General features: G+C 35.2%; 23 protein-coding genes and 1 tRNA gene. 7 read left to right on the top strand and 17 right to left on the bottom strand.

Features of this window, described 5'->3' with window-relative positions; translation table 11 throughout:
• Position 1: 1 nt before the first annotated feature.
• Positions 2-1087 carry an Mrp/NBP35 family ATP-binding protein gene (locus EW15_RS09330; protein ID WP_038654418.1) on the bottom strand — a complete coding sequence of 362 codons (1086 nt, stop codon included), beginning with the start codon at positions 1085-1087 and terminating at the stop codon, positions 2-4.
• 180 nt (positions 1088-1267) lie between these two features.
• On the opposite strand from EW15_RS09330, the gene hemF reads away from it, so the two are divergent.
• Positions 1268-2314 carry an oxygen-dependent coproporphyrinogen oxidase gene (gene hemF / locus EW15_RS09335; protein ID WP_038654422.1) on the top strand — a complete coding sequence of 349 codons (1047 nt, stop codon included), beginning with the start codon at positions 1268-1270 and terminating at the stop codon, positions 2312-2314.
• A gap of 11 nt (positions 2315-2325) precedes the next feature.
• Here hemF and EW15_RS09340 read toward each other — a convergent pair whose 3' ends face one another.
• Together EW15_RS09340 and EW15_RS09345 are read right to left on the bottom strand one after the other, a co-directional pair.
• Complete coding sequence (locus EW15_RS09340) at positions 2326-3066, bottom strand: N-acetylmuramoyl-L-alanine amidase (protein WP_225866563.1); 741 nt, start codon at positions 3064-3066, stop codon at positions 2326-2328.
• A 24-nt stretch (positions 3067-3090) separates the two neighbouring features.
• Entirely contained in the window at positions 3091-3648 is a 558-nt protein-coding gene (locus EW15_RS09345; protein ID WP_038654429.1) for a cofactor assembly of complex C subunit B, read from the bottom strand.
• Between the two features lie 186 nt (positions 3649-3834).
• Here EW15_RS09345 and EW15_RS09350 point away from each other — a divergent pair, with 186 nt between their 5' ends.
• On the top strand, positions 3835-4479 hold the full coding sequence (locus EW15_RS09350) for a ribonuclease D (protein WP_038654432.1): 645 nt from the start codon (positions 3835-3837) through the stop codon (positions 4477-4479).
• A gap of 21 nt (positions 4480-4500) precedes the next feature.
• On the opposite strand, the gene EW15_RS09355 is transcribed toward EW15_RS09350, so the two are convergent.
• Together EW15_RS09355 and EW15_RS09360 are read right to left on the bottom strand one after the other, a co-directional pair.
• Positions 4501-4770 (bottom strand): hypothetical protein, encoded by a 270-nt coding sequence (locus EW15_RS09355; protein ID WP_038654435.1) that lies wholly within the window; start codon positions 4768-4770, stop codon positions 4501-4503.
• A gap of 55 nt (positions 4771-4825) precedes the next feature.
• Positions 4826-6046 carry a lipid-A-disaccharide synthase-related protein gene (locus EW15_RS09360; protein ID WP_225866564.1) on the bottom strand — a complete coding sequence of 407 codons (1221 nt, stop codon included), beginning with the start codon at positions 6044-6046 and terminating at the stop codon, positions 4826-4828.
• Positions 6047-6103: 57 nt separating this feature from the next.
• On the opposite strand from EW15_RS09360, the gene EW15_RS09365 reads away from it, so the two are divergent.
• Positions 6104-6174, top strand: a tRNA-Cys gene (locus EW15_RS09365).
• 341 nt (positions 6175-6515) lie between these two features.
• Positions 6516-6947 (top strand): hypothetical protein, encoded by a 432-nt coding sequence (locus EW15_RS09370; RefSeq protein WP_038654441.1) that lies wholly within the window; start codon positions 6516-6518, stop codon positions 6945-6947.
• Positions 6948-7018: 71 nt separating this feature from the next.
• Here the strand turns inward: EW15_RS09370 and EW15_RS09375 are convergent, their stop codons facing one another.
• Positions 7019-7156 carry a hypothetical protein gene (locus tag EW15_RS09375; protein ID WP_225866565.1) on the bottom strand — a complete coding sequence of 46 codons (138 nt, stop codon included), beginning with the start codon at positions 7154-7156 and terminating at the stop codon, positions 7019-7021.
• A 92-nt stretch (positions 7157-7248) separates the two neighbouring features.
• Here EW15_RS09375 and EW15_RS09380 point away from each other — a divergent pair, with 92 nt between their 5' ends.
• Positions 7249-8220 carry an aldo/keto reductase gene (locus EW15_RS09380; RefSeq protein ID WP_038654447.1) on the top strand — a complete coding sequence of 324 codons (972 nt, stop codon included), beginning with the start codon at positions 7249-7251 and terminating at the stop codon, positions 8218-8220.
• Positions 8221-8227: 7 nt separating this feature from the next.
• On the opposite strand, the gene EW15_RS09385 is transcribed toward EW15_RS09380, so the two are convergent.
• Positions 8228-8860 (bottom strand): hypothetical protein, encoded by a 633-nt coding sequence (locus tag EW15_RS09385; protein ID WP_038654451.1) that lies wholly within the window; start codon positions 8858-8860, stop codon positions 8228-8230.
• A gap of 162 nt (positions 8861-9022) precedes the next feature.
• Positions 9023-10063 (bottom strand): phosphoribosylformylglycinamidine cyclo-ligase, encoded by a 1041-nt coding sequence (purM, locus tag EW15_RS09390; protein WP_038654454.1) that lies wholly within the window; start codon positions 10061-10063, stop codon positions 9023-9025.
• Positions 10064-10192: 129 nt separating this feature from the next.
• Here purM and EW15_RS09395 point away from each other — a divergent pair, with 129 nt between their 5' ends.
• On the top strand, positions 10193-11743 hold the full coding sequence (locus EW15_RS09395; protein WP_038654458.1) for a bifunctional pantoate--beta-alanine ligase/(d)CMP kinase: 1551 nt from the start codon (positions 10193-10195) through the stop codon (positions 11741-11743).
• On the opposite strand, the gene EW15_RS09400 is transcribed toward EW15_RS09395, so the two are convergent.
• The 4 genes from EW15_RS09400 to EW15_RS09415 form a co-directional block, all read right to left on the bottom strand.
• Positions 11733-12206 carry a low molecular weight protein-tyrosine-phosphatase gene (locus tag EW15_RS09400; protein WP_038654461.1) on the bottom strand — a complete coding sequence of 158 codons (474 nt, stop codon included), beginning with the start codon at positions 12204-12206 and terminating at the stop codon, positions 11733-11735. The two genes, EW15_RS09395 and EW15_RS09400, sit on opposite strands and share 11 nt — an antisense overlap.
• 18 nt (positions 12207-12224) lie before the next feature.
• Positions 12225-13001 carry a phycoerythrobilin:ferredoxin oxidoreductase gene (locus tag EW15_RS09405; protein WP_038654464.1) on the bottom strand — a complete coding sequence of 259 codons (777 nt, stop codon included), beginning with the start codon at positions 12999-13001 and terminating at the stop codon, positions 12225-12227.
• 13 nt (positions 13002-13014) lie between these two features.
• Positions 13015-13731: a 15,16-dihydrobiliverdin:ferredoxin oxidoreductase gene (locus tag EW15_RS09410; protein ID WP_038654467.1), complete on the bottom strand. Its 717-nt coding sequence runs from the start codon at positions 13729-13731 to the stop codon at positions 13015-13017.
• 166 nt (positions 13732-13897) lie between these two features.
• Positions 13898-14605, bottom strand: coding sequence for a heme oxygenase (biliverdin-producing) (locus EW15_RS09415; RefSeq protein WP_038654471.1), 708 nt, complete (start codon positions 14603-14605; stop codon positions 13898-13900).
• A gap of 79 nt (positions 14606-14684) precedes the next feature.
• Between EW15_RS09415 and EW15_RS09420 the strand changes: the two genes are divergently transcribed.
• Positions 14685-16109 carry an NADP-dependent isocitrate dehydrogenase gene (locus tag EW15_RS09420; protein WP_038654474.1) on the top strand — a complete coding sequence of 475 codons (1425 nt, stop codon included), beginning with the start codon at positions 14685-14687 and terminating at the stop codon, positions 16107-16109.
• Between the two features lie 26 nt (positions 16110-16135).
• On the opposite strand, the gene EW15_RS09425 is transcribed toward EW15_RS09420, so the two are convergent.
• The 5 genes from EW15_RS09425 to EW15_RS09445 form a co-directional block, all read right to left on the bottom strand.
• The gene (locus tag EW15_RS09425) at positions 16136-17488 is read right to left on the bottom strand and encodes a four-carbon acid sugar kinase family protein (RefSeq protein ID WP_038654477.1); all 1353 of its coding nucleotides are present in this window, start codon (positions 17486-17488) and stop codon (positions 16136-16138) included.
• Between the two features lie 30 nt (positions 17489-17518).
• Positions 17519-18703: an alpha-hydroxy acid oxidase gene (locus EW15_RS09430; RefSeq protein WP_038654480.1), complete on the bottom strand. Its 1185-nt coding sequence runs from the start codon at positions 18701-18703 to the stop codon at positions 17519-17521.
• A 146-nt stretch (positions 18704-18849) separates the two neighbouring features.
• A complete protein-coding gene (locus tag EW15_RS09435; RefSeq protein WP_038654483.1) occupies positions 18850-19707 on the bottom strand; it encodes a galactose mutarotase in 858 nt (285 codons plus the stop codon).
• Positions 19708-19710: 3 nt separating this feature from the next.
• Positions 19711-20622 carry an alpha/beta fold hydrolase gene (locus EW15_RS09440; RefSeq protein ID WP_038654486.1) on the bottom strand — a complete coding sequence of 304 codons (912 nt, stop codon included), beginning with the start codon at positions 20620-20622 and terminating at the stop codon, positions 19711-19713.
• Positions 20623-20740: 118 nt separating this feature from the next.
• Complete coding sequence (locus EW15_RS09445) at positions 20741-22114, bottom strand: cation:proton antiporter (protein ID WP_011295519.1); 1374 nt, start codon at positions 22112-22114, stop codon at positions 20741-20743.
• Positions 22115-22276 lie beyond the last annotated feature (162 nt).

Consider the following 22276-nt stretch of genomic DNA (forward strand, 5'->3'; position numbering starts at 1 on the left):
ATCACTGTTTAACAGATAATGCATTACACAAAGTTCCAGCAAGTTCTAAGAATACTTTTGCTGTTATTGAATCTCTAGATGTATGAACGACAGGTAGATCCTTACCTGTGCCTGAAAAAGTATCAGTCTCTATTGGAATCTGAGAGAGTAAAGGGACATTGTTCTCTTTAGCTAATTGACTACCTCCTCCTGAACCAAAAATCTCGTATGATTTTTGTGGCTGATCTGGAGGAATAAAGTAGGTCATATTTTCTATAACTCCGAGTACAGGAATATTCATTTGTTTAAACATTGCTAAGCCTCTTCTTGAGTCTTGAAGAGATACATTTTGTGGAGTTGTAACTATTATCACACCTGCCATGGGAACTGCCTGAGCCAAAGAAAGTTGGGCATCTCCGGTCCCAGGAGGAAGATCTACTATTAAGAAATCACGTTCACCCCAAGAAGCTTGATATAAAAATTGTCGAATAATTCCATTAAGCATAGGGCCACGCCAAATTACTGGCTGATTTTGATCAATTAATAATCCCATTGAAACCATTCCAATACCACAAGTTTCAATGGGAATAATCTTTTGCTCTGCACCAGAGCCACTTACTTCAGGAGTTATTTCGCTAACACCAAGCATATACGGCGTATTTGGCCCATAAATATCAGCATCAAGCAAGCCAACCTTAAAACCTTTTTGACTTAGTGCACAAGCCAAATTTACGGCAACAGTACTTTTTCCAACACCACCTTTACCACTACTTATAGCGATAACATTTTTCACTTTTGGTATTGCAGTTAATCCCTGAGATTGACCACCATGACCGGCTTGACCAATAGGAGACTCCTTAGATGGAGATGAATCACCTATCTCAATTTGTACTTCTTCTATATCTTCCAATGACTTAATGCTTTCCCTAATATCATCTGCCATTTGACCTCTTTGAGCTATCGCAAAATTAGGGAGATTTAGTCTTACAACAATTTTCGGTGGCTTTACTGAAACTATTTCAAGCCATCCGAGTTCAACAATAGATCGTTCACTTCCTACATCCTTTACTGAATGAAACGCTTTTAAAACCTTCTCGTTGGTTTTCATTCTTAATTTCTATTACATTTGATGATAGTAAAAAATTCGGCACATATTCCACCTCATGTTCCAATGATATTGCCTTTAGTAATAAGTAAAAACTATTCGCAATACAAACTTTTCCCATATTGGTGTGAAATGTGCATCATTTGAAAGTATTTTTTTAAAGAAAGCAAAATACAATTAATTTTGTCCTCCTCACAAGATAACGCCAATTTACCGGCAAACAATTCAAGAGATCGCGCAAAAAAGCTTGTTTTAGAGCTTCAAGATGAAATTTGTACTGGCTTAGAGACTATTGATGGAGAAGGCAAATTCCTAGAAGAATCTTGGGAGAGACCAGAGGGTGGTGGTGGACGCTCAAGAGTCTTGAAAGATGGAAAAATCTTTGAACAAGGAGGGGTAAATTTTTCTGAGGTACATGGCAATGAACTTCCACCCTCAATCATTAGCCAAAGACCAGAAGCAAAAGGTCACTCTTGGTTTGCGACAGGAACATCAATGGTTCTTCACCCCAAAAGTCCATACATACCAACCGTTCATCTTAATTACAGATATTTCGAAGCAGGTCCTGTTTGGTGGTTTGGGGGAGGGGCTGATTTGACACCTTTCTATCCATATCTATCTGACACGCGTCACTTTCACTCATGCCATAAAACTGCATGTGACACAATTGATAAAGATCTACATAAGGTTTTCAAACCTTGGTGTGACGAATATTTCTTTCTAAAACATAGAAATGAGACTAGAGGAGTTGGAGGTATTTTTTATGACTATCAAAATGGATCCGGCTTGCTTTATAAAGGACAAAATGCCAATGGGAAGGCCTCTAAAATCTCAAAAGATCTAGGGGACTATTCTTTGAATTGGGAAAATCTTTTTTCACTTGCCAAAGCATGCGGGCAGGCATTTTTGCCCTCCTATGAGCCAATAATAAAAAAGCGAAAAAATCAAAGCTTTTCAACTAAAGAAAGAGACTTTCAACTTTATAGACGAGGTAGATATGCTGAGTTCAATTTGGTATGGGATAGAGGAACCATCTTTGGATTACAAACGAATGGAAGAACGGAGTCAATATTGATGTCATTACCTCCCTTAGCAAGATGGGAGTATGGATATAAGCCAGAAGAAAATTCACGTGAGGCTCTACTAACAGATTTATTTACTAAGCCTCAAGATTGGTTTACAGATAAATCTTTAGAGGAGAGGTGTTTAACTCATCAAGCATTGGATTAGATGCTGAACTTCTAGATTATTCCATTTATAAAAGCTTGAACTATTTTAGTTGCAAGGAGCTTTATTGTTTTTTGCCTAGTTTTTAGATTTCTGAGATTTTGTTCTAGTAAACCCTCTAATTTCCCAATTTCAAGAACCCTTATTTGCCTTCTTGGAGCACCTAAACCTCCTCTAAATAAAACAGGGAACCGTCCAAATGTTCTGGCGATTGACTCGTCTATTTTATTTGGTGTCTCAGAAAAAGGAGGGATTAATCCTGAACCAACTCCATACATACCATATGCATCAAAATGAATCTCAATCGCATACCCACCACGTTTAGCGAATCTCTTTCCTACTGACCAATTCGTTCTCGGATCATTAGCATCATCTATATTTCTTATTTCTGGGTCATAAGATCTGATATTTAAACCTTTTTTTTTACCAAGTTTAACAATTGATTTTTGTAATTTTAAATTCCAAAAAAGTTCATCACTAATTTCTGGATGCATGGGATTCAAACCAAACTTATCCACCGCTTCCCCAGGTGTGCCAGCACCAGCAAATCCCTGAGAATCTGCGTGGCCAGCTAATATTAAGATAGGGATATTTTTATCTACATCTTTAGTGCCAACCCAAGTTGCAGGAAGATTAGAAACTTCCCCAATGATTAGTTCAAAATTTTCTTTAAAATTAAAATTCCTAGTGTAATAAAGTTGAGAAAAAGCATAAAAGGTAATTAAAAAAAATATTAATTTTAAACTGGCTAACACTTTATTTCTCACCACTATTTCTAATTAAATAGGAGAAGAAAGTAGAGAGTTTTCACTACTAAGCTCAAGACTTTCAGATAATTCCAACTGAATTGCGATCAGCTCATCACGATGAGCTTTGATTCGTAAAATGCTCATATCAGATAAATCTGAACTTAATAACTTAACTTCTAATGATTCCTCTCGTTTGGATTTAATACGATAAATAATTCCAGCTAGAGGTGCACCAATAGCAGCCAGTAGTAAAGGCCACCAACTCAAAGAGGGATAAAGCTGAATTAGAACAAGACCTAAGCAGGCTGACCCCACTCCTCCTAGGCAAGATAAAAAGATCACCAAAAAAGCACTAGAAGCAACATTGCCACTAAAGATCAACAATTTCTCTTCAACATTGCCTCCATTTTTTTTCCAGCCACGTTCTTCCAACCAAAAACTAATGCCTTTCAAAACTTCCAAAGGAGGCAAAGGAGACTGAACATCTACAATTGTTGTGCGGTCCTTACTAGCAGCTCGCAAAAAAAATCCCAAGCCTATCGCTAACAGGATAGTGAGAAATAAAGTTGAGGAGAATGCAAATTGCATCTCAAAAATACGATCCCTTTTATTTTAATTGTTCTTGAAAACATAGCTACAAAAATGAGCTAAAAAAATCAAAAGATATTAGAAAAAATAAAATCGTTGATTTTCCTGAATATTTTTCATCATTTGAGGTACTAGAATTAGATCATAAAGAAATTATTGATGAATTAAATTCCCATTAAATTTGTTATGCCACAAAAACTTGATGAACCCTCGAGTTTCAAGATCTTTGATCAAGACATAGATAATGAAACTGAACTTGCTTTAAGCTCATCTTCAGATTTAGCAATTGATACCGAAGCCATGGGATTAATTCATGGTAGAGATCGGCTTTGTTTAATACAAATATGTGATGAATTTGATAATGTTATTTGTATTCGTATAGAACGAAATCAACATTCAGCACCACACTTAAAATCTATTCTTGAGAACAAAAAAATTGAAAAAGTCTTTCATTTTGCAAGATTTGATGTCGCTGCCTTAGCAAGTAATCTAAATATTGATGTTAATCCAATTTTTTGTACAAAAATCGCAAGTAAAATAGGAAGAACTTACAGTCCAAGACATGGATTAAAAGAAGTAGTTATGGAAACTGTTGGAGTGGAATTAGACAAACAAGCTCAAAGCAGTGACTGGGGAAAAATTGGTGATTTAACTCAAAAACAACTTATCTATGCTGCTAATGATGTTAGATATTTACTAGGCGCAAAATACAAACTTGAAGAGATGTTGAAACGTGAAGAAAGATGGTTATTAGCCCAAAAATGTTTCCAATGCGTACCAGTTTTGTCCGAGCTTGATAGAAGAAGATTTACAAATATTTTTGATCATTAGTTTTTTCAACCTAAAAATTTATTAATCCTCAAGCATAAAATTCTCCTCTTCTTTTAGAGCCTTTAATAATTGATCAAATGATGCAGCGGCAGATAAACTTTGTTTTTTATCCTCATTTAAAGTTTGTACAAGGAAACTTTGAGCAATTTCTTTTCTAGATTGCAAATCTTTTTTCCCTTCTTTAGCTGCCGCGACCTCTACTTTTCGTCGAGCGGCTGAAATACTAATACTTAAAGATGATGCTAACTGAGCACAAATTTTAAGATAATGATGATCTTCAATTAGTGGCATATGGAGAAGATTGAATAGAAAATCTTCATAAAATCTTTTATTAGATTACACCTCACTATGAGCCCTGGGACAAGTAATTCGAAATACTAAGTGCTATGGAGTGACTTCCGCCCTCTCGGCCCATTCTTTGAGCCCCTCTTAAGCCAATAATCTCTCTATCAAAATCAGAGTTCAGTAAAAACTCCACTTGTTTTGCGAGAGTTTCATAACCCTTAGCAATAGCCACCGAACCTCCTAATAAACGACTTTGACGCTTAGCAAAATTGAAATTAAATTGGTGTCCTTTTGCTGGCAAGGACACGCATGGGATGCCTAAACCTACTAATTGTTCTGTAGCTGTACCTGCATTAGCTACTCCTACTTCTCCCCACTTAGCCCAACAAGAAAATTGATTAACGCCAATCAATATAAGTAGTGAGTTTTTTTTCCATATTTCTGAAATCCCATGTTGGTCTATTGATTGATAAGTAGATTTAAAGCCTAAGTCCATCAGTATTAAAGCTATTTTTTTTCTCATTGCAGAAGAACTTAAAGGAACAAAGACTGCAATGGAAGATTTAATTCGAATAAACTGAATTGCAATTAAAAGTTTTTGAAAATTCTGATACGCCTCAGGCAAACGACTTCCACATAACAAAGTCAAACGTCTATATCTTTTAAAGTCACTAGGACATTCTCTTTTAGAAATTCCATCCATCATTGGATTGCCCGGCGACAGTGCCTTTACGCCATGATTTCTCAAACCTCTAGCAGTGATTTTGTCTCTTACTGCAACCATCTCGCAACGACTAGATCGCATCAACCAATATTCCCATGGATCCCACTCAGTTCCTTTCAATCGATGGTAACAATCACTCAAAGCGGATCTTGGCCCACTGGTCCATGTGTAATCACTTTTAGGAGTGCCAATAAAAAAATAATTCGCCCCAGAAGCCCATGCAAAAAGAAGAGGTAATAAATCTCCAACTGCAACGATAATTCTTCCTTCTTTGGCTGCTCTATGAATCAAAGTCCATTGCCCCCAAAGACTTCCTAACAATCCGGCTTTTAAATCTAAAACCAAACCACTAAAACTCTGATTACTAAATCCTCCGCTTGGCAAAAATGTTGAGGGGCCAATCTTTGCAAGCCAACCATTTTTTACAAGCGTTGAAAATGCTTTCCCATCTCCAACCATTGGGAGAACTTCTTGGGAGATATTTGGATTCATTTCATGGAGAGCTTCTATAACCCTGCAAGCAATCGTGTCTTCTCCATGTCCATTACAAAGAAACAAAAGATTTTGTTCGGTTTGACTGATACGATTTCTATTGGAAATGAAACTTTCATTTTCGGCGGCATGGCCAAGTGGTAAGGCAGAGGATTGCAAATCCTTTATCCCCAGTTCGAATCTGGGTGCCGCCTTAATTATTATTCGTTTAATTTTCCTGCAGACGACTTCCAGTAAAATGCTCCAGGTGTAGCGAGTAGCAAGTTTCAAGAAGATTCAGAAGTTAATTAATTGAGCTTGGTACATTATCTAAATATTGATCATATATCCATTCTTACAGTTAGTCCCTAAAAGAACCACTAGCGAAAAGCTTGTATGGAATCAGAATGACAAATGTTTACATCTTATTTTCACTAATTGATTAAATATTTTTTGTAAATGTTATGAAGGTTTTTTTTCATTACAATTAAATAGAAGAATTCACATAGAAACATTATTCATGAATTAATATTAACCATATTAATCAATAAGAACAGTGTCTGATCAAATTGAGTTCAGTTCTTTTTATAAATTATTAAATTCAATAAAGGAAGGTAAATCTGAAAAAATACCTTTACTAGATGAAACAATCAATGACTTCAAAAATGGTAATAACTCGAAAAGTTTTCTTGATGAACTAGGATCTCTTTATCTCTATATAGGTATCACAGAATTATATAATTTTACGAATACAAGAGATCTCCAAGAAATTGGACTTATCGATAAAGAAGGATGGGAAACTTTATCTTCTACAAATCAACAAGAATTACCTGTATACCTAGCTAATAAAATGATTGAGTACATTAAAGAAAATAAAAAAGTAAAGGAAATGTCCAATAAGTGGAATATTAAAGAAGGTGAAATACGAAAGCATATAACTAAAATGGCAAGATATATAACTGAAGGAATTATTGATGTAATTGAATAGTATTAAATATAGATTAACTCTTTATATATACAATCTATTAAAAACTTTTATGTAAATAGATAAATTCTAAATTAATAATCATTATCTGCCACACAAATACCTAGACATCTTATACCGTTACCTGAAGTTCTTCCACAATGATTACATAGAACTTTTTCTTGTTGATCTTTACTTTCATTCTCTTGATGTTTTTTTTCGCTATTGTGCATTTTTTCAAAAGGAGAGTCTTGAAAACTATTTAATTTATTCATGTAAGATAATAATATTAGTTTTCTTTATTTGAAATAACATCAATGAAGTCATGACTAAAAAAAAAATAGGGATTGGTTTTGGAACTTGGGCGTGGGGAAATAAACTGGTTTGGGGCTACAAAGCTGAAACAGATAATATTTTACTTAAAAAAACTTTTTTTGATGCAATAGATGGAGGATTAGATCTTGTTGACAGTGCAGATTCATATGGCACGGGAAGCTTATTTGGACAAAGCGAAAAGCTGATAGGAGATTTCCTTGAAGAGTTGCCCAAGAGAAAGCTCAAAAAAATTACTATCGCAACAAAGCTTGCTCCCTTTCCATGGAGAATTGGTCGCAATGGTCTAAATAATGCATTCCAAGAAAGTAATCAGCGGTTAAAAGGAAATATGACAAGAGTACAACTTCATTGGAGTACTTATCGCTATGCACCATGGCAAGAAGAACAATTACTAAATGGACTAGGAGATTTATACGAAGAAGGTTTAATTAAAGAAATCGGGCTATCTAATACTGGTCCAAAAAGACTGATTTTTTTATTCCAAAAGCTGAAAAAAAGAGGAATTAAAATTAAGAGTATACAAATGCAACTTTCATTATTAACGAAACCATCTTTAGAAGATGAAAATATAAAAATTATATGTGATGAGAATGAAATTGAATATTTAGCTTATAGTCCATTAGGGCTGGGAATACTAACAGTTCCACCTAATCAATCTCCTAAGCCTAAAACATTGTTACGACAAATTTTATTCCAAACGATACTTCCAAAAACTATAGAATTGAGAACATTACTATCTGATATTGCTAAAAAGTATTCAGCCTCTCAAGCACAAGTTGCCTTGAATTGGGTAAGGTCTCATGGAGCCAAACCAATAGTCGGAATTCGTAATCCAATTCAAGCTAAAGATGCAATTTCTGCACTTAATTGGTCTTTAACTAAAAGTGAAAAAAAAAGGCTGGATATTCACAGGAATGCCTGTCTAGCAAATATGCCACAAAATCCTTTTACTAGTCCATAATCCAAAATCAAGTATCAGGACTAACAATGACCTTCATTGAATCAGAAGAGGTTGGGAGACTAATAACTTTTGTTGGTGGAATTTGCTGTGAATTTGAGTTTTTTTCAATTATTTCTTTCTCAGGCTCTTTTTCATCATTAGCACAAGCTTCTAAAGCTTCTCTCAACAACGAGTCAAAGGTTGCACCTGGCAATCTATGTCTAGCTACCTCAAGGAACGTTAGCGGTAAAGACTCTGATGCCGCATCTTTTAATGCAGGATTATTTTTTCTATGCTCTTGCTCGTCCTGAATGGCTCGAATAAATCTTAGAGTGACTTCATGCTTAGTCGACGCTTTAATCAAAGTATCGTTATCTCTTTGACCATTAGTTGCTTCTTGTTCTAGATCATTAATTCTACTTTCCAAACTTGTAAGTACTTCATCAGCTTCTTTCCCAATATGAGAAAGTTGACCGTCAGACAAGTTTGGTAAATCAGCTACATAAACTTTTCCATGATCTCTAAGGGTTAAAAAAGTTGGTCTTGGGCCACTATTCTGTCGCATACCCGAATCTGCTTGACCTCCTAAAGGCTTTCTAGGAGGTGTTGGACCTGCAGAACTTCTCCTACGCGTTAGACGCTGTTGATTTTCAAAAGGCATAGAGCTAATTAAGATCTAACTTCGCATTACCCGAACTAATATCCGGCTTGCGTTTTTTTTTACATCTTACTGTTTTTTTACCGTTATAGAAAATCTTTTTTAACCTTCATTTAATTTGTTCAGATACTGTACTGGGGATTTTATAAAACTATGCTTAAAACCTCAGCTAGGTATTCCTAAAATATCAATATGCTTTGAATTATTCTTACTTTCAACAACTTGCCCTATATTCCAAGCCTCAAAATCATTTTTCATACATATTTCTAAAGCAGAATTCACTTCATTTTTAGGAACAATTAGACAAAAACCTATACCCATATTAAAAGTATTCCAAAGATCAATTTCAGGAATATCTCCAGCATTTTGTAACCAATTAAAGATTTCAGTTATTTCCCAGGTAGTTATATCTATATGTGGTGACAATCCAGAAGGGAAAATTCTTGGAAGATTCTCTGGCAAACCCCCACCTGTAATATGGGTCATTCCATGAATTGGTAAATTTTCTCTCAACAATTTCTCAACGAGTGGAACATAAATTGCTGTTGGTTCCAGCAAAGATTCGATCAAGTTCCTTTTATCTTTCCCATATAGAGTATTTTCATCCACATTCGCCATAGAAAGAACTCTGCGAACAAGACTAAAACCATTGCTATGAACACCGTTACTTTTAATCCCAATGATCTGATCTTCACAATTAATTTTGGTGCCGTCTATTAAGTGATGATTTTCAACGATCCCAACACAAAAGCCTGCAAGGTCATATCTCCCACTGGGATAAAAACCTGGCATTTCAGCTGTCTCGCCACCTAAGAGAGAACAATCCGATTGACAACAGCCTGCTGCAATGCCCTCTATCACTTCAGCTAAAGCATCAGGAGTCAAAGTTCCGCTTGCTATGTAATCAAGAAAAAATAAAGGTCGAGCCCCATTAGTTATTACATCATTCACACACATTGCAACTAAGTCTATTCCGACTCCAAAATGACAACGATATTGCTGAGCTAATTCTAATTTTGTACCAACACCATCTGTCCCAGAGACCAAGACTGGGCTTTCAAAGCCTTTTGGAATTCTTATACATCCTCCAAAACCTCCTAAACCTCCTATGACCTCACTTTTATGAGTTTTTTCAACGCATGATTTAATTCTTTCCACAAAGGCTCTTCCAGCAGTAACATCAACTCCCGCAGTTTTGTAATCCATCAGTAAAAAGCTTTCTTATTCAAAAGATATGAACCCTAATATGAAATCCATATGGGATCAGTATCAGTATGCAATCAACTTATTTCATTTCAATCATAAGTTGATGAAATTAATTTGTTTACCAACATAGTGGTACGAAAAATCTTCCAAACTAATGCTGAATTAAAAGATTGGCTTAGTGAACAAAATTCAGCAATAATTTTTATCCCTACCATGGGAGGACTTCACCCTGGGCACAAATATTTAATTCAGAAAGCAAAAGAAAGGAAAACAAACATAAACCAAATTATTCTTTTAAGTATTTTTGTAAATCCATTGCAATTTAGCAAGGGTGAAGACTTCAAAAAATATCCCAGAAATATAAACAGAGATGCTGAATTAGCTTTTAGCGCGGGAGCAGATGCAATTTGGGCTCCAGATTATGACGAAGTTTTTCCTGGAGGTGAAGATTCACATTTTAAAATTGAAGTACCTAAAACATTACATAATCAATTATGTGGTGCTGAAAGGAAAGGACATTTTGATGGAGTCGCAACCGTTATTATTCGATTGATCAAAATTATCAAGCCAGAGAAACTAATTCTGGGAGAAAAAGATTGGCAACAATTAATTATAATTAGAAAACTCTTTCAAGAACTATCAATACCTGTAAAGATTGAATCCTATTCTACACAAAGAGACCAAAGTGGATTTGCTTATAGTTCAAGAAATTCTTATCTTAGTGATTCTGAAAGAGTAAATGCTCAATCATTACCTAATGCAATCAAAGAAGCAAAAACAGAATTTGATAAAGGGAAAGTAATAAATCTCACAAAAATAGCTTCGATATTTGAAGAAAATAATTTAAAAATTGAATATCTCAAAATCGTAGATCCATTTTCATTAAAAGAAACAGAAAATATCAATAGACTATGCCTTTTGGCAGCAGCAGTAAAATGTGGGTCTACAAGGCTAATCGATCACACTTTTCTGATGCAAAGAAAACCAATTGTTGCGATTGATGGGCCTGCTGGTGCAGGGAAAAGCACAGTAACTAAAGCATTTGCCAAGAAACTTGGTTTTATTTATTTAGATACTGGCGCAATGTATCGAGCAGTGACTTGGTTAATAATAAGCAATTCGATTGATCCAAATGATCAAGCGGAAATCAAAAATATCTTAAAAGATTTAAAATTAGAATTTAAAAACTCTAGCTTTGTTGAGCAAAAAATATTCATAAATAATATTGACGTAACAGAACAAATTAGATCCCCTAAAGTGACTTCAATGGTTTCCGAAATTGCCAAACAACAATTTGTAAGAGAACTATTGACCCGAAAACAACAAGTAATTGGAAACAATGGGGGCTTGGTCGCGGAAGGAAGAGACATAGGCACAGCTGTATTTCCAGATGCAGACCTCAAAATTTTTCTTACTGCCTCTCCAACAGAAAGAGCAAAAAGAAGAGCCCTTGACTTAAACAAAAGAGGTTATGAATTCTCCAGCATTGAAGATCTTGAAAAAGAAATTAAAGAAAGAGATAAAAAAGATAGTGAACGAAAAATAGCTCCTTTAAAAAAAGCTCAAGAGGCAATAGAGCTCGTAACAGATGGTATGAATATTGAAGATGTATTAAAAGAACTGATTGATATTTTCAGATCAAAGATTCCAGAGGAAGTCTGGCCAACGCCTAATCCGTGAGACTATCTATTAATCCATCCATAGCATCATCAAGTAAATCTATAACTTTGTCGAATCCATTTTGACCGCCATAATAAGGGTCAGGAACTTCATCTAATTGAAAGTTTTTTGAGTAACTTAGAATCAGTTTTATTTTAGAATTTACAGGATTATTTTGATCTTTAGTTAATGATTTAACAGCGTCGAGATTATCTTTATCCATAACAAGAATCTGATCAAACTCATATAAATCATTTTCTTCGATTTGTCTCGACCTACTGGTCAGTTCTATCCCCCTTGATAACGCTGTTGAGCGCATTCTTTTATCAGGAAGATTTCCTACATGCCAACTACCAGTACCTGCGGAATCAACTACAAACAATTTTTCTAAATCTCTCTCTTTAATTTTTTTAGTAAAAATTCCTTCAGCTGCAGGCGAACGACAAATATTTCCCAAGCAAACAAAGAGAATTTTTTTTACCATTTTTTAAATGTCTTTATTTTATTTTAAGTCAAAAAGGATATTATTTATATAGCTTTCAGTCCATAGCTCTCCAAAAAAGCTCCGCAACATTCCTCTTGCAGGATCTTTTTCAGCCCTATATCGCATATATTTTTTCTGACCATCTAACAGTTGAAAAGATCTTTCCTTAGAAATTATTTTTGCCTCTCTTACTAAATCCAAGAAACAATTCAAGTATTCATCAAAAGCAGGTTTAATTACCTGAGTAATCAAGTTGTCACCTTCTTCTCCTAATGGAATTCTAGACCAAAGAAAAGCTGGAGAAAAGTATTTTCTAGCCCCAGAGGGTATATCACCTCCTGATGGAATTTTAGATTGCCAATGAGCATGTATAGATTTTAATTTATTCGAAACATATTGAGTATGTGTTGTATCATCTTTTAACGCTGGTTGAAGATCTAATGCAATAAGATGTCCATTTGGAAGTGTGACAAAATCGGCTCCAAAAAAAGGCAGGTCATAATTATTGAGAGGTGAAATTACCAAATTCATGACAGAAGTAATGTCACCTGCTTGCAAGCATGCACATCTAGCCTGTCGTATTTTTTCCATCTTTAGACCCCATGTTTCCAAAATAACTTTTTTAGGATTAGAACTTGAACCAAAAAAAGATTCTCTAAACAGAAAATCATTATCTATTGGATAAGGTCTAGTTTGAAAAGTAGAAAAGGCCTTAATAGTTTGATCTAAGAAATAAGCCCAACGCCAATTACTTATTGAAATAGGCTCAAGACTATTATTTCGAATACTTTGCATTTAAAAAATTAACTTAAGAATTAATGTTTTCTAGGCTTAAAGGAAATAAAAATTCTTTCATATATTTCTCTGACCATTCTTTACCAAAAAAGCCAGAAAATAAACCATGAGCAGGATCTTTTTTAGCACTATATTTATCATAGTCTATATGCAATAAGCTGATCTCTTGAGATTTAATATGATTTTCATTAGCTTTAGACAAATCAAGATTTTCCCAATAACATTTAAGAAAAGAACTAAAAATTTTTGGTAAAATATTTTCCGCTTCAAAATTTCCTCCTTTGCAAACAAGGGCCCATGGTGAGAAGTACTTATTTGGATCATATATATTACTTTTCATACTAGAATTAAACTGATTAAAACATTTTTTTAGGCTTTTCAAGCCATCAAAATATCTATCTAAATATTCTTTATCTTGAACTAGAGGCTGGAAATCAAGAATAGCAACTAGCTTTTGTTTTTTTTCAAACCACAAAAGGTCAATACCCATAATTGGCATATCATTTTTTTCATCAGGATAAGCAACTGAATTTAATACCTGAAGGCGATCTCCTGCATCCAATCTAGTGACTCTCCATCTTCGAAATCCGGGAACATCCCATAACCAACTGTTCAATTTACAATTGCCTTGTTTTGAAACGCATTCACAAAATTCATTCGGTACAATCAACTTCTTACCGCCATGTTCAAGAATATTTTTTTTTAACTCACTTAACAGGTTATTAAACATATACAGTCATCTCCTTAAAGAGTTTAATAACGTCCTCTCCCTTGAAATAATTAAATCAGTTAAAGAGAAAAAATACAAATCTTCAACACTCTTATACTTCATAATAGATATCTTAATAGATAATGAATATAAATAAAATAATAGTTTTAAAAAAATATGAATTTTATTACTCCGTGCTACCTTTTCGCTTTTTATTTGCAAAAAATCTAAATAAAACTTTCCCTATCGCTGCAATTAAATTTCCTTCTAATTCATTAAAAATATCCATATTATATTTAAAAGATCTATTAGCCTCTTCTATAATTGAATCAGCTGTCTTTTGATCAATAGGAAGATTGTCTAAAGTATTTCTATACTTAATCTTAAATTCTTTTTCATCGCTGATTTCCTCAAAAATATAAAAGCTAAGTCCATCGTCACCAGGAAGATTCATGGCTTTTTTAGTGATTGTTTTCAAAAGCTGTCCCCCAGACAAGTCACCTATATATCGGCTGTAGTGGTGCCCAATTAAAAGTTCAGGATTATCTTTAGCGATTTCTCGGATTCTTGCTTCATATTCAACAGCAGGTTTTGAGGGTTTTACCAATTCAGACCAATTACTACCAAAGTAGAATGACAAATCTTGTTCTAATTTTTTCTTACGAAAAAGCTCTTTAAATCCAATTGGAGAAATTATTGGATGAGAATTTTCACAAAGTTTTTCTATCTCTTCCTCCATCGCAGAGTAAACAAAATATAAATCAGCTAATAAATTTCTATATGAGGACCTATCAACTACTCCCTTGAGGAAACAACTTATAAAACCTGTGTTTTCAGCCATCGTATGAGACTTTTTAGTCCCTTCACGAAGTTGCCTAGCGAAGGCTAGTGCCATGAGTTCAAAATCATTTAATCAAAACTTACCACTTAGACATAAGCTCAACATTAGATGAATTAATCGCTGGATAAAAATTATGGCAAATTTTGAAAAGCTTAGTGCTCCGTCAAAAGGCCAAAGAATTACTTTTTTTGATGGAAACCCAGTAGTCCCAGACCATCCAATTATTCCATTTATCAGAGGGGATGGAACAGGAATAGATATTTGGCCAGCTACACAATTAGTTATCGATAAAGCTATTGAAAAGGCTTATGGAAAAAATCGATCCATTGAATGGTTCAAAATCTATGCAGGTGATGAAGCTTGCGAGTTATACGGAACTTATCAATATTTACCAAACGATACCCTCGAAGCGATACGAACTTACGGGATGGCTATCAAAGGACCTTTAACCACTCCTGTAGGTGGTGGAATTAGATCTTTAAACGTATCTCTAAGACAGATTTTTGATCTATATTCATGTGTTAGACCTTGCAAATATTACGCAGGGACTCCAAGCCCTCATAAAAAGCCGCAAGATTTAGATGTAATTGTTTATAGAGAAAATACTGAAGATATTTATATGGGTATTGAATGGGAATCTGATGATCCCGAATGCATCAAATTGATTGACCAACTCAATAATGAAATAATTCCAGCCAGCCAAAAACTAAAAAACAGGAAAATTCCAAGCGGATCAGGAATAGGCATTAAACCAGTTAGTAAAAGTGGTAGTCAAAGACATATCAGACGTGCAATTAAACATGCACTCACCCTTGAGGGGAGCAAAAGACATGTGACCTTGGTTCACAAGGGAAACATCATGAAATTCACTGAAGGAGCTTTCAGAGATTGGGGATACGAATTAGCAACCACAGAATTTAGGAGTGAATGCGTTACCGAGAGAGAAAGTTGGATTTTAGATAATGTAGAAAAAAATCCTCACATCTCTTACGAGGAGAATGCTGAGTTGATTGATCCAGGATATTCCTTTTTAACAGAAGAGAAAAAGAAAGCTATTTGTGATGAGGTTTGTTCCGTTCTTACAATCATTGGAACTAGTCATGGCAATGGTAAATGGAAAGATATGGTGATGGTTGATGACCGAATAGCAGATAGTATTTTTCAACAAATTCAAACTCGTCCTCAAGAGTATTCAATACTTGCAACTCTCAATCTTAATGGTGATTACATATCGGATGCGGCCGCTGCAATTGTTGGTGGACTGGGGATGGCACCAGGTGCAAACATTGGAGATACAGCGGCTATTTTCGAAGCCACGCATGGAACAGCTCCGAAACATGCAGGCTTGGACAGAATAAATCCAGGTTCAGTAATATTAAGCGGAGTAATGATGCTTGAATATTTGGGTTGGAATGAGGCAGCAAAATTAATTACAAATGGATTGAGCAAATCTATTTCAGACAAACAAGTGACTTACGATCTAGCACGTTTAATGGAACCACGCGTAGAGCCTCTTAGTTGTAGTGATTTTGCTAAATCAATTGTTGAAAGATTTTAACTAATTTTATTTAGAGTCTTCACAAATTAAGGAATTGACTCCATCAATTTTAATACTTCTAACAGGGTTTTCTCATTGCCAAGATTACCTGGGAAAGTAACTATTGGTAAATTATATTGATCAGAATTACTTGTTACTATTGACAACCCTGGTAATACTTGGCCTTTTAAATTTACATGGTTAAAATTGAACCCTTTCTGAAGTAAGATCTGTGTTGTAATACCTCCTTTACTAATAATATAACCCAATTTATTAGTTATTTTCCTAACCAGAACTGCCATAAACTCTGCAAGTTGAAGTCCAAAATTCATTCTTTCAGGGCAAGCAGAAAACTTCATTTCTTCTCGAGAAGTATATAAAACAGGTATTTTTTCTATACCCAAAATATCATCTATTTCCGATAATAAAGTATGCTCAAGTTCTAAGATTGCCTGTTGATAATCTTCTAAAGCAAAAATATTAGCTAATTTACTAACTGGTATTTCGACCCCCTCACAGGAATTATCTATCAATAAAACCTTTAATTGATCTGTCGCTAATTTCACATGGGAGCCAACCATTACCAAACCTGGCTTATATTTACACTCTTTATTTTTCAATTTCAAAGCAACTAAATCTGCAGCATCTTGAGGGTTAGGTGGTAAGGCAGATAAAGAATTGATAAAGCTTGCTGCAGTCCTAAAAAGAAATCTTTTTTCTTTAGAAACTACTTTAATCGCACTAGCTAGTATTTCTAAATGATGAGGTAATTTAGCATCCACAACCACTGAAGTATTATTTTCTAAGTTAGACAAAAATTTTAAAAGAGATTCAAAATCATCCTCATTATTAAAAGCCATATCTAATTGTTTAATTTCAACATGTAAGATATTTTTCGCCTGAATCTTTCCAAAACTTTTTTCTTCAATCCATTTAGCTAAATTACTAGTAGAAAATCCAAAAATATTATCATGACCAAAATCAGTAGTATGAACAGGTATACCATTTAAATAATGAATACCGTTCTCAGTTGTTCTTCCACCTTCCAAAAAAGCTGGAATGTGAAATGTTGCATCAAATGGCCCTAATTCTTCCTCGAGAATTGCAGGTTCCAAAACACCATGACCACGTAATGTTGAATCACCTCGACTAATATAAAAGAAATCATCTTTGGAATATCCTTGTCTTAAAAAAAATTTCTTAATAGATGAGCATATTTCTCTAGTTTTCTTAACAGCCAAAACAGAAGATAAAGATCTTGTGTTTGCAAGTATAAATATTAAAGGAGAAGACTGTTTAAATGCTTTCTCTAGATTATGTTCATCCCAGTTTAATAATAATGGGCATCCATAAACAGTTTGAGATCCAGTTGGATCATCATCAAAAATAATTATTTTCATAAAAAATAAATCTATTATTCAGTCAAAGATTTATTCGAACCTCTCCCAACTTTCAGGAACTTGAATATAAGATTTATTTAACTCGGCAACAGACCCACATCCCAATAGTTTCATAGTTCTCACTATATCTGTTTGAAGAATTTCTATAGCTCTGGCAACGCCTTTCCCTCCCGCAGCAGCAAGTCCATAAGCATATGCTCTACCGATCAAAACTCCTTTCGCACCAAGACACAATGCTTTAACGACATCACTACCCCTGCGAATACCTCCATCTAGCAACACATCTATTTTTCCATCAACTGCAGCTAAAATTTCTGGCAAAACACGGATCGTGGGAGCAACGCTATCAAGTTGCCTAGCTCCATGATTAGAAATAACGATCGCATCAGCCCCTAGCTCTGCCGCTTTTTTTGCATCATCACCAATATGTATACCCTTAACAATAATTTTTCCACCCCACGCCTCTCGTATCCATTGAAGATCCTCCCAAGTAACAACTGATTGCTCTAAAGCAGGACCAATTGCCGTATATCCCATGGGGCCATCATCAAGTTGAACATTAGGAAAACTCATTAAGCCTCCATCACTTAACCATTGAGTCATCCAGCATGGTTTAACTAATATTTGAGGAATATAAGGAAACATCTCCAAAGGATTCATTGATAAAAGCTGTTGAGTTCCTGATCGCATATCTCTTTCTCTTAAACCAGACACGGGTGTATCAATAGTTACAACTATTGCTGAGAATCCAGCTTTTTTGGCTCTAGAAATTGTTTTTAAGGCAACTTCTTTACCACCTAGCAAATAAAGCTGATACCAAGCTGGCCCATTTGTAGCAGCTTTAACGTCTTCTAATAAACAACCAGAGAGAGTCGACAAGGTATATCCAGTTCCAGCTTTTCCTGCCTCTCTAGCTGCAACCACTTCTCCTTGAGGATAGAACATTCTGCTACTACCTACTGGTCCCAACAAGAAAGGAAGTTGAAATTTCTGATCTAAAACAGATATTCCAAGATCACACGATGGAACAGAAACTGCACATCTAGGTCTAAATAAAATTTCATTATATGCGTTGCAATTTTGTGAAAGTGTTTGTTCTCTATCTGCACCACTATCTATATAGTTAAAAACCATTGCCGGCAGACGACTTTTAGCTCTAGACCTGAGGTCATCAATATTAAGTACTCTTGGAGAGGAAACATCTGCTCCTAACATTATTCATCACAAATTCATGAATAACGAATCTATAATATATTGAACATAGTTGCAAAAACGAACAAAATATTGAAATATTTGTCATACAAAAAGCTATAAATTGAATTTAATTAATTAGAAACTGTACTCGTCAATAACTCAAATAACTAAAAAGAATTATGCTGAAAAGTAGTAAATAATTCTATATATTCTTCCGGTTTGATTTCCAGCTTTCTATCTCCAGTCACCAGTGAATTCCTTGGGCTAGTCCAAGGCTCCAGACAAACCATTTGTCTAGGAGGATCAGTCCATATGACAGTTGTATCCATTGGCTCTTGATGAATTAATTCAATTACATTCCTAGATAAAAAATCAAACAGTTTAACCGAAGAAGAAGGATAAGAAAGAAAATCAACACCTTTATCTAAAATTCTTATCTGGTCAGAGACATTAGTAACTTTCATATTAGTTTGATCAATACATTTTTCAGGCAAACCATCTATCTTTATTTTTTGTATGTTTGAAACTTGAAAATATGGATGCAGACCAACACTGAAAGGCATAGAATCTTGACTCTGGTTCTGGATTTTAATAGATATTTGAAGACTTTTTTCTTTCAAGCATGCATCCATCCACAGAGTAAAAAAGAAAGGAAAATAAGAACGTGAATCTTTTGTATCAGTGAGTTTAAGCCTTATTCCTAGTTTATCTTTTAATAAACCTATTGACCAAGGTAAATCTCTAGCAAAACCATGTTGTTTTAAAAAATACTTCTTGCCACCAAGTGAATAGCCCTCAGACAAACCCCCGCATATGGGGAAAAGGATAGGTATTCCTCCTCTGACACTTTTATCTTTATCTAGAAAACGCTCTAAATCAAAGTACAAAAGTTCCTTCCCTTCGCTTCGCCATTCAGTAATCAGCCCTCCTCTTTCAGGAACAATACTTATTGATGAATCAAATTCAAGGTTTGAATATTCCCAATGAGGATAAGGCTTTGTCTTTTTTTCGAAACTGATGGACATGTATTAAAGCTGATTAATCCATTCTAAAAGAGCTGAATTAACTTGATCGGGCACTTCGTCATGAGGACAATGACCAGCATCTAAAATAACTTCTTTTGTATTTGTGGGAGTGTGTTTTTTATAAGTAGCCCTTTTACCAGGAGCATTCATCCAAGGATCTCTATTACCCCATAGCAATAATAATGGTGCCTTCAACTGAGCAAATAACTCATCAAGTGGTCTTCCCTGAGGTCCTGCTGGATCGAAAACACTTTTGAAGACATTAAAAGCACCCTTATCCAAAGATGGTTTTCGGATCGCTTCTACTAGTTCATCATCAACGTTAGATGTATCAATATAAACTTGATTCAAAGTACGTTTAATTGTTGAAGGCTGTCTAAGGTTTTCAAAAATTATTCTTTGCAATAGAGCATTTTTGAGAAAGATACCAGCAATAGTTTTTCTAGCTGTCGCCCAAGTTCCTTTTGTTGTTTTCTTATCTGCACTGAAATAACCAGCAGCATTTAATAAAACCACACCCGCTGCTTCTGGACCCATAGCCGAACCACTGGCAAGCGCAGCATATCCTCCTAGAGAATTACCTACAAGTACTGTAGGTCTCCCAATTTTTTCTTTTACGTAAGCAACTATTTGATCTCTCCAAAGTGGTCCTCCATAAGCAAGTCCACTCGGTTTAGAGCTTTTACCAAACCCAAGAAGATCCAGAGCGTGAACTTCATACTGCTTTCCAAGTACTGGTAAGTTGTGCCTCCAATGAGTTGTAGAAGCACCAAAGCCATGAATTAAGAGAATTGCTGGACCTTTTTCTTCATCGGTCTTGGTTTTATGAGCTTCAGGAATAATGCTCAGACTGTGAACAGGGTGACCTAGGAATTTCCAATCAGAAAGATTTGTTTCTACAACTGAGGAAACCATTTAAAGATAAATTCTAACCTCTAGATCCTAGTAAATAATTGATAGAAAAAGATTAATGATTTTATTTCTTTTTTTTCGAAATTGCCTCACCTTTTTGAAAAAGAGTTATTGATAATTTCTAAACCAATCCAACTGGATCAGCTGCAATCTCATCAGGAATAGAATTACCTCCTGAAGGGGGTTTATCTTTCAAAACAACTCTTAGCAAAACAGGTGCTAAAAATGTTGTTCCAATAACCATTAACAATATTGCAGCCTCAAGTGAAGGGGTAAGCAAACCTGCACTTGTTCCCAATCCTAGAAAAATCAATCCGACCTCACCTCGAGGCATCATTCCTAGACCAACTACTAATCTATTTGTTGGTTTATCAATGACAAAACACCAGCCAGCAGCGATTTTCCCTACGATCGCCACAATGAATAAGAAACCAGCAACAATTAGAGCTGAGCGACTCTGTGGATCAAGAGGATTGATTACAGAAAGATCCATACCAGCTCCAACAAGCACAAAGAAGATAGTTGCAAAGAGCGATACCAATGGCAACACAGATTGTTGAATTGCGTGATTATTTTTTGAACTACTTAGTATCAATCCAGCGGCAAAAGCACCCAAAGCAGCTTCTAAACCTATAGCAGTAGCTACAAAACAGCTTAAGACTAGTATTACGAAAGAGGCCACAACAACAGCTCCAGGAGCTTTAAGTCTCTCAAGCAACCAATCAAAGGCTGGAGCCGCTGTTCGACTTAAAGCAATTGCAGCAAATACAAAAACAGTTGCAGCTAGTACTAATTTGACGATGGGAGCAATTTGCAGTGATCCTCCCGTCGCAAGTGCTACAACAACGGCAAGAATAACAATTCCAAGTATGTCATCTAATACTGCTGCGCCAATAACAATTTGACCCTCACGAGTTTTTAAATAACCAAGCTCACCAAAAACACTTGCAGTAATACCAATACTAGTCGCGGTCATAGATGCACCAGCAAATATCGCAGGAATGATATCTACTTGGAAAATAAACATTAATCCAAAAGTTCCAAAAGCAAATGGCAAAATCACTCCTGCCATTGCAACAGTGAAAGCTTGTGCTCCAACTGCTACAAGTTCCTCTAATTCACTCTCAAGACCGGTCAAAAATAACAAAGCATATAGCCCTAAAGTTGCTACTGCTTGTAATGATGGAAAAGTTTCAAAATAAATATCTGGGACTGCTTCTTTCGGTACTGAAGCAAGTGTGCTAATAACAGAAACAAAACCTTGATTCAACTCAGCATGAGCACTAGGCGGCAATAAAAGATGTAATCCTGAGGCACCAATTAAAACTCCCGCAAGAAGTTCACCTACAATAGTAGGCAAACTTAGTCTAACCAAGATTTCAGCCAAAGTCCTTGCTGCAACAAAGATCATCAAGAAATTAATGACCCCTATCAGTGTTTCTGCGACCTCAACATCATGAGTATTTAGTGCTGAGACTAAAGGAGTTAGTACCATCAGGTTTTCTAGAAAAGCCTTTTCTTTAAGACATAAATTACCTAATCACAGGGCATATTTGGCATAAGTATCAAAGGAGACTTAATCAATAAGGTGTGGATCTGAAGTTACTCACTGATTACTAAGGCTTTATTAGCTAGCGTCCAGAGACCTTTGACGCCC

The organism is Prochlorococcus sp. MIT 0801 (genome assembly GCF_000757865.1).
GTDB lineage: Bacteria > Cyanobacteriota > Cyanobacteriia > PCC-6307 > Cyanobiaceae > Prochlorococcus_B.

Bases quoted from the DNA above. Each gene is read 5' to 3' on its own strand.
- EW15_RS09330 (WP_038654418.1), bottom strand. From the start codon at position 1,087: ATGAAAACCAACGAGAAGGTTTTAAAAGCGTTTCATTCAGTAAAGGAT.
- EW15_RS09345 (WP_038654429.1), bottom strand. From the start codon at position 3,648: ATGCAATTTGCATTCTCCTCAACTTTATTTCTCACTATCCTGTTAGCG.
- EW15_RS09350 (WP_038654432.1), top strand. From the start codon at position 3,835: ATGCCACAAAAACTTGATGAACCCTCGAGTTTCAAGATCTTTGATCAA.
- EW15_RS09355 (WP_038654435.1), bottom strand. From the start codon at position 4,770: ATGCCACTAATTGAAGATCATCATTATCTTAAAATTTGTGCTCAGTTA.
- EW15_RS09375 (WP_225866565.1), bottom strand. From the start codon at position 7,156: ATGCACAATAGCGAAAAAAAACATCAAGAGAATGAAAGTAAAGATCAA.
- EW15_RS09380 (WP_038654447.1), top strand. From the start codon at position 7,249: ATGACTAAAAAAAAAATAGGGATTGGTTTTGGAACTTGGGCGTGGGGA.
- EW15_RS09385 (WP_038654451.1), bottom strand. From the start codon at position 8,860: ATGCCTTTTGAAAATCAACAGCGTCTAACGCGTAGGAGAAGTTCTGCA.
- purM (WP_038654454.1), bottom strand. From the start codon at position 10,063: ATGGATTACAAAACTGCGGGAGTTGATGTTACTGCTGGAAGAGCCTTT.
- EW15_RS09400 (WP_038654461.1), bottom strand. From the start codon at position 12,206: ATGGTAAAAAAAATTCTCTTTGTTTGCTTGGGAAATATTTGTCGTTCG.
- EW15_RS09405 (WP_038654464.1), bottom strand. From the start codon at position 13,001: ATGCAAAGTATTCGAAATAATAGTCTTGAGCCTATTTCAATAAGTAAT.
- EW15_RS09410 (WP_038654467.1), bottom strand. From the start codon at position 13,731: ATGTTTAATAACCTGTTAAGTGAGTTAAAAAAAAATATTCTTGAACAT.
- EW15_RS09415 (WP_038654471.1), bottom strand. From the start codon at position 14,605: ATGGCACTAGCCTTCGCTAGGCAACTTCGTGAAGGGACTAAAAAGTCT.
- EW15_RS09420 (WP_038654474.1), top strand. From the start codon at position 14,685: ATGGCAAATTTTGAAAAGCTTAGTGCTCCGTCAAAAGGCCAAAGAATT.
- EW15_RS09425 (WP_038654477.1), bottom strand. From the start codon at position 17,488: ATGAAAATAATTATTTTTGATGATGATCCAACTGGATCTCAAACTGTT.
- EW15_RS09430 (WP_038654480.1), bottom strand. From the start codon at position 18,703: ATGTTAGGAGCAGATGTTTCCTCTCCAAGAGTACTTAATATTGATGAC.
- EW15_RS09435 (WP_038654483.1), bottom strand. From the start codon at position 19,707: ATGTCCATCAGTTTCGAAAAAAAGACAAAGCCTTATCCTCATTGGGAA.
- EW15_RS09440 (WP_038654486.1), bottom strand. From the start codon at position 20,622: ATGGTTTCCTCAGTTGTAGAAACAAATCTTTCTGATTGGAAATTCCTA.
- EW15_RS09445 (WP_011295519.1), bottom strand. From the start codon at position 22,114: ATGGTACTAACTCCTTTAGTCTCAGCACTAAATACTCATGATGTTGAG.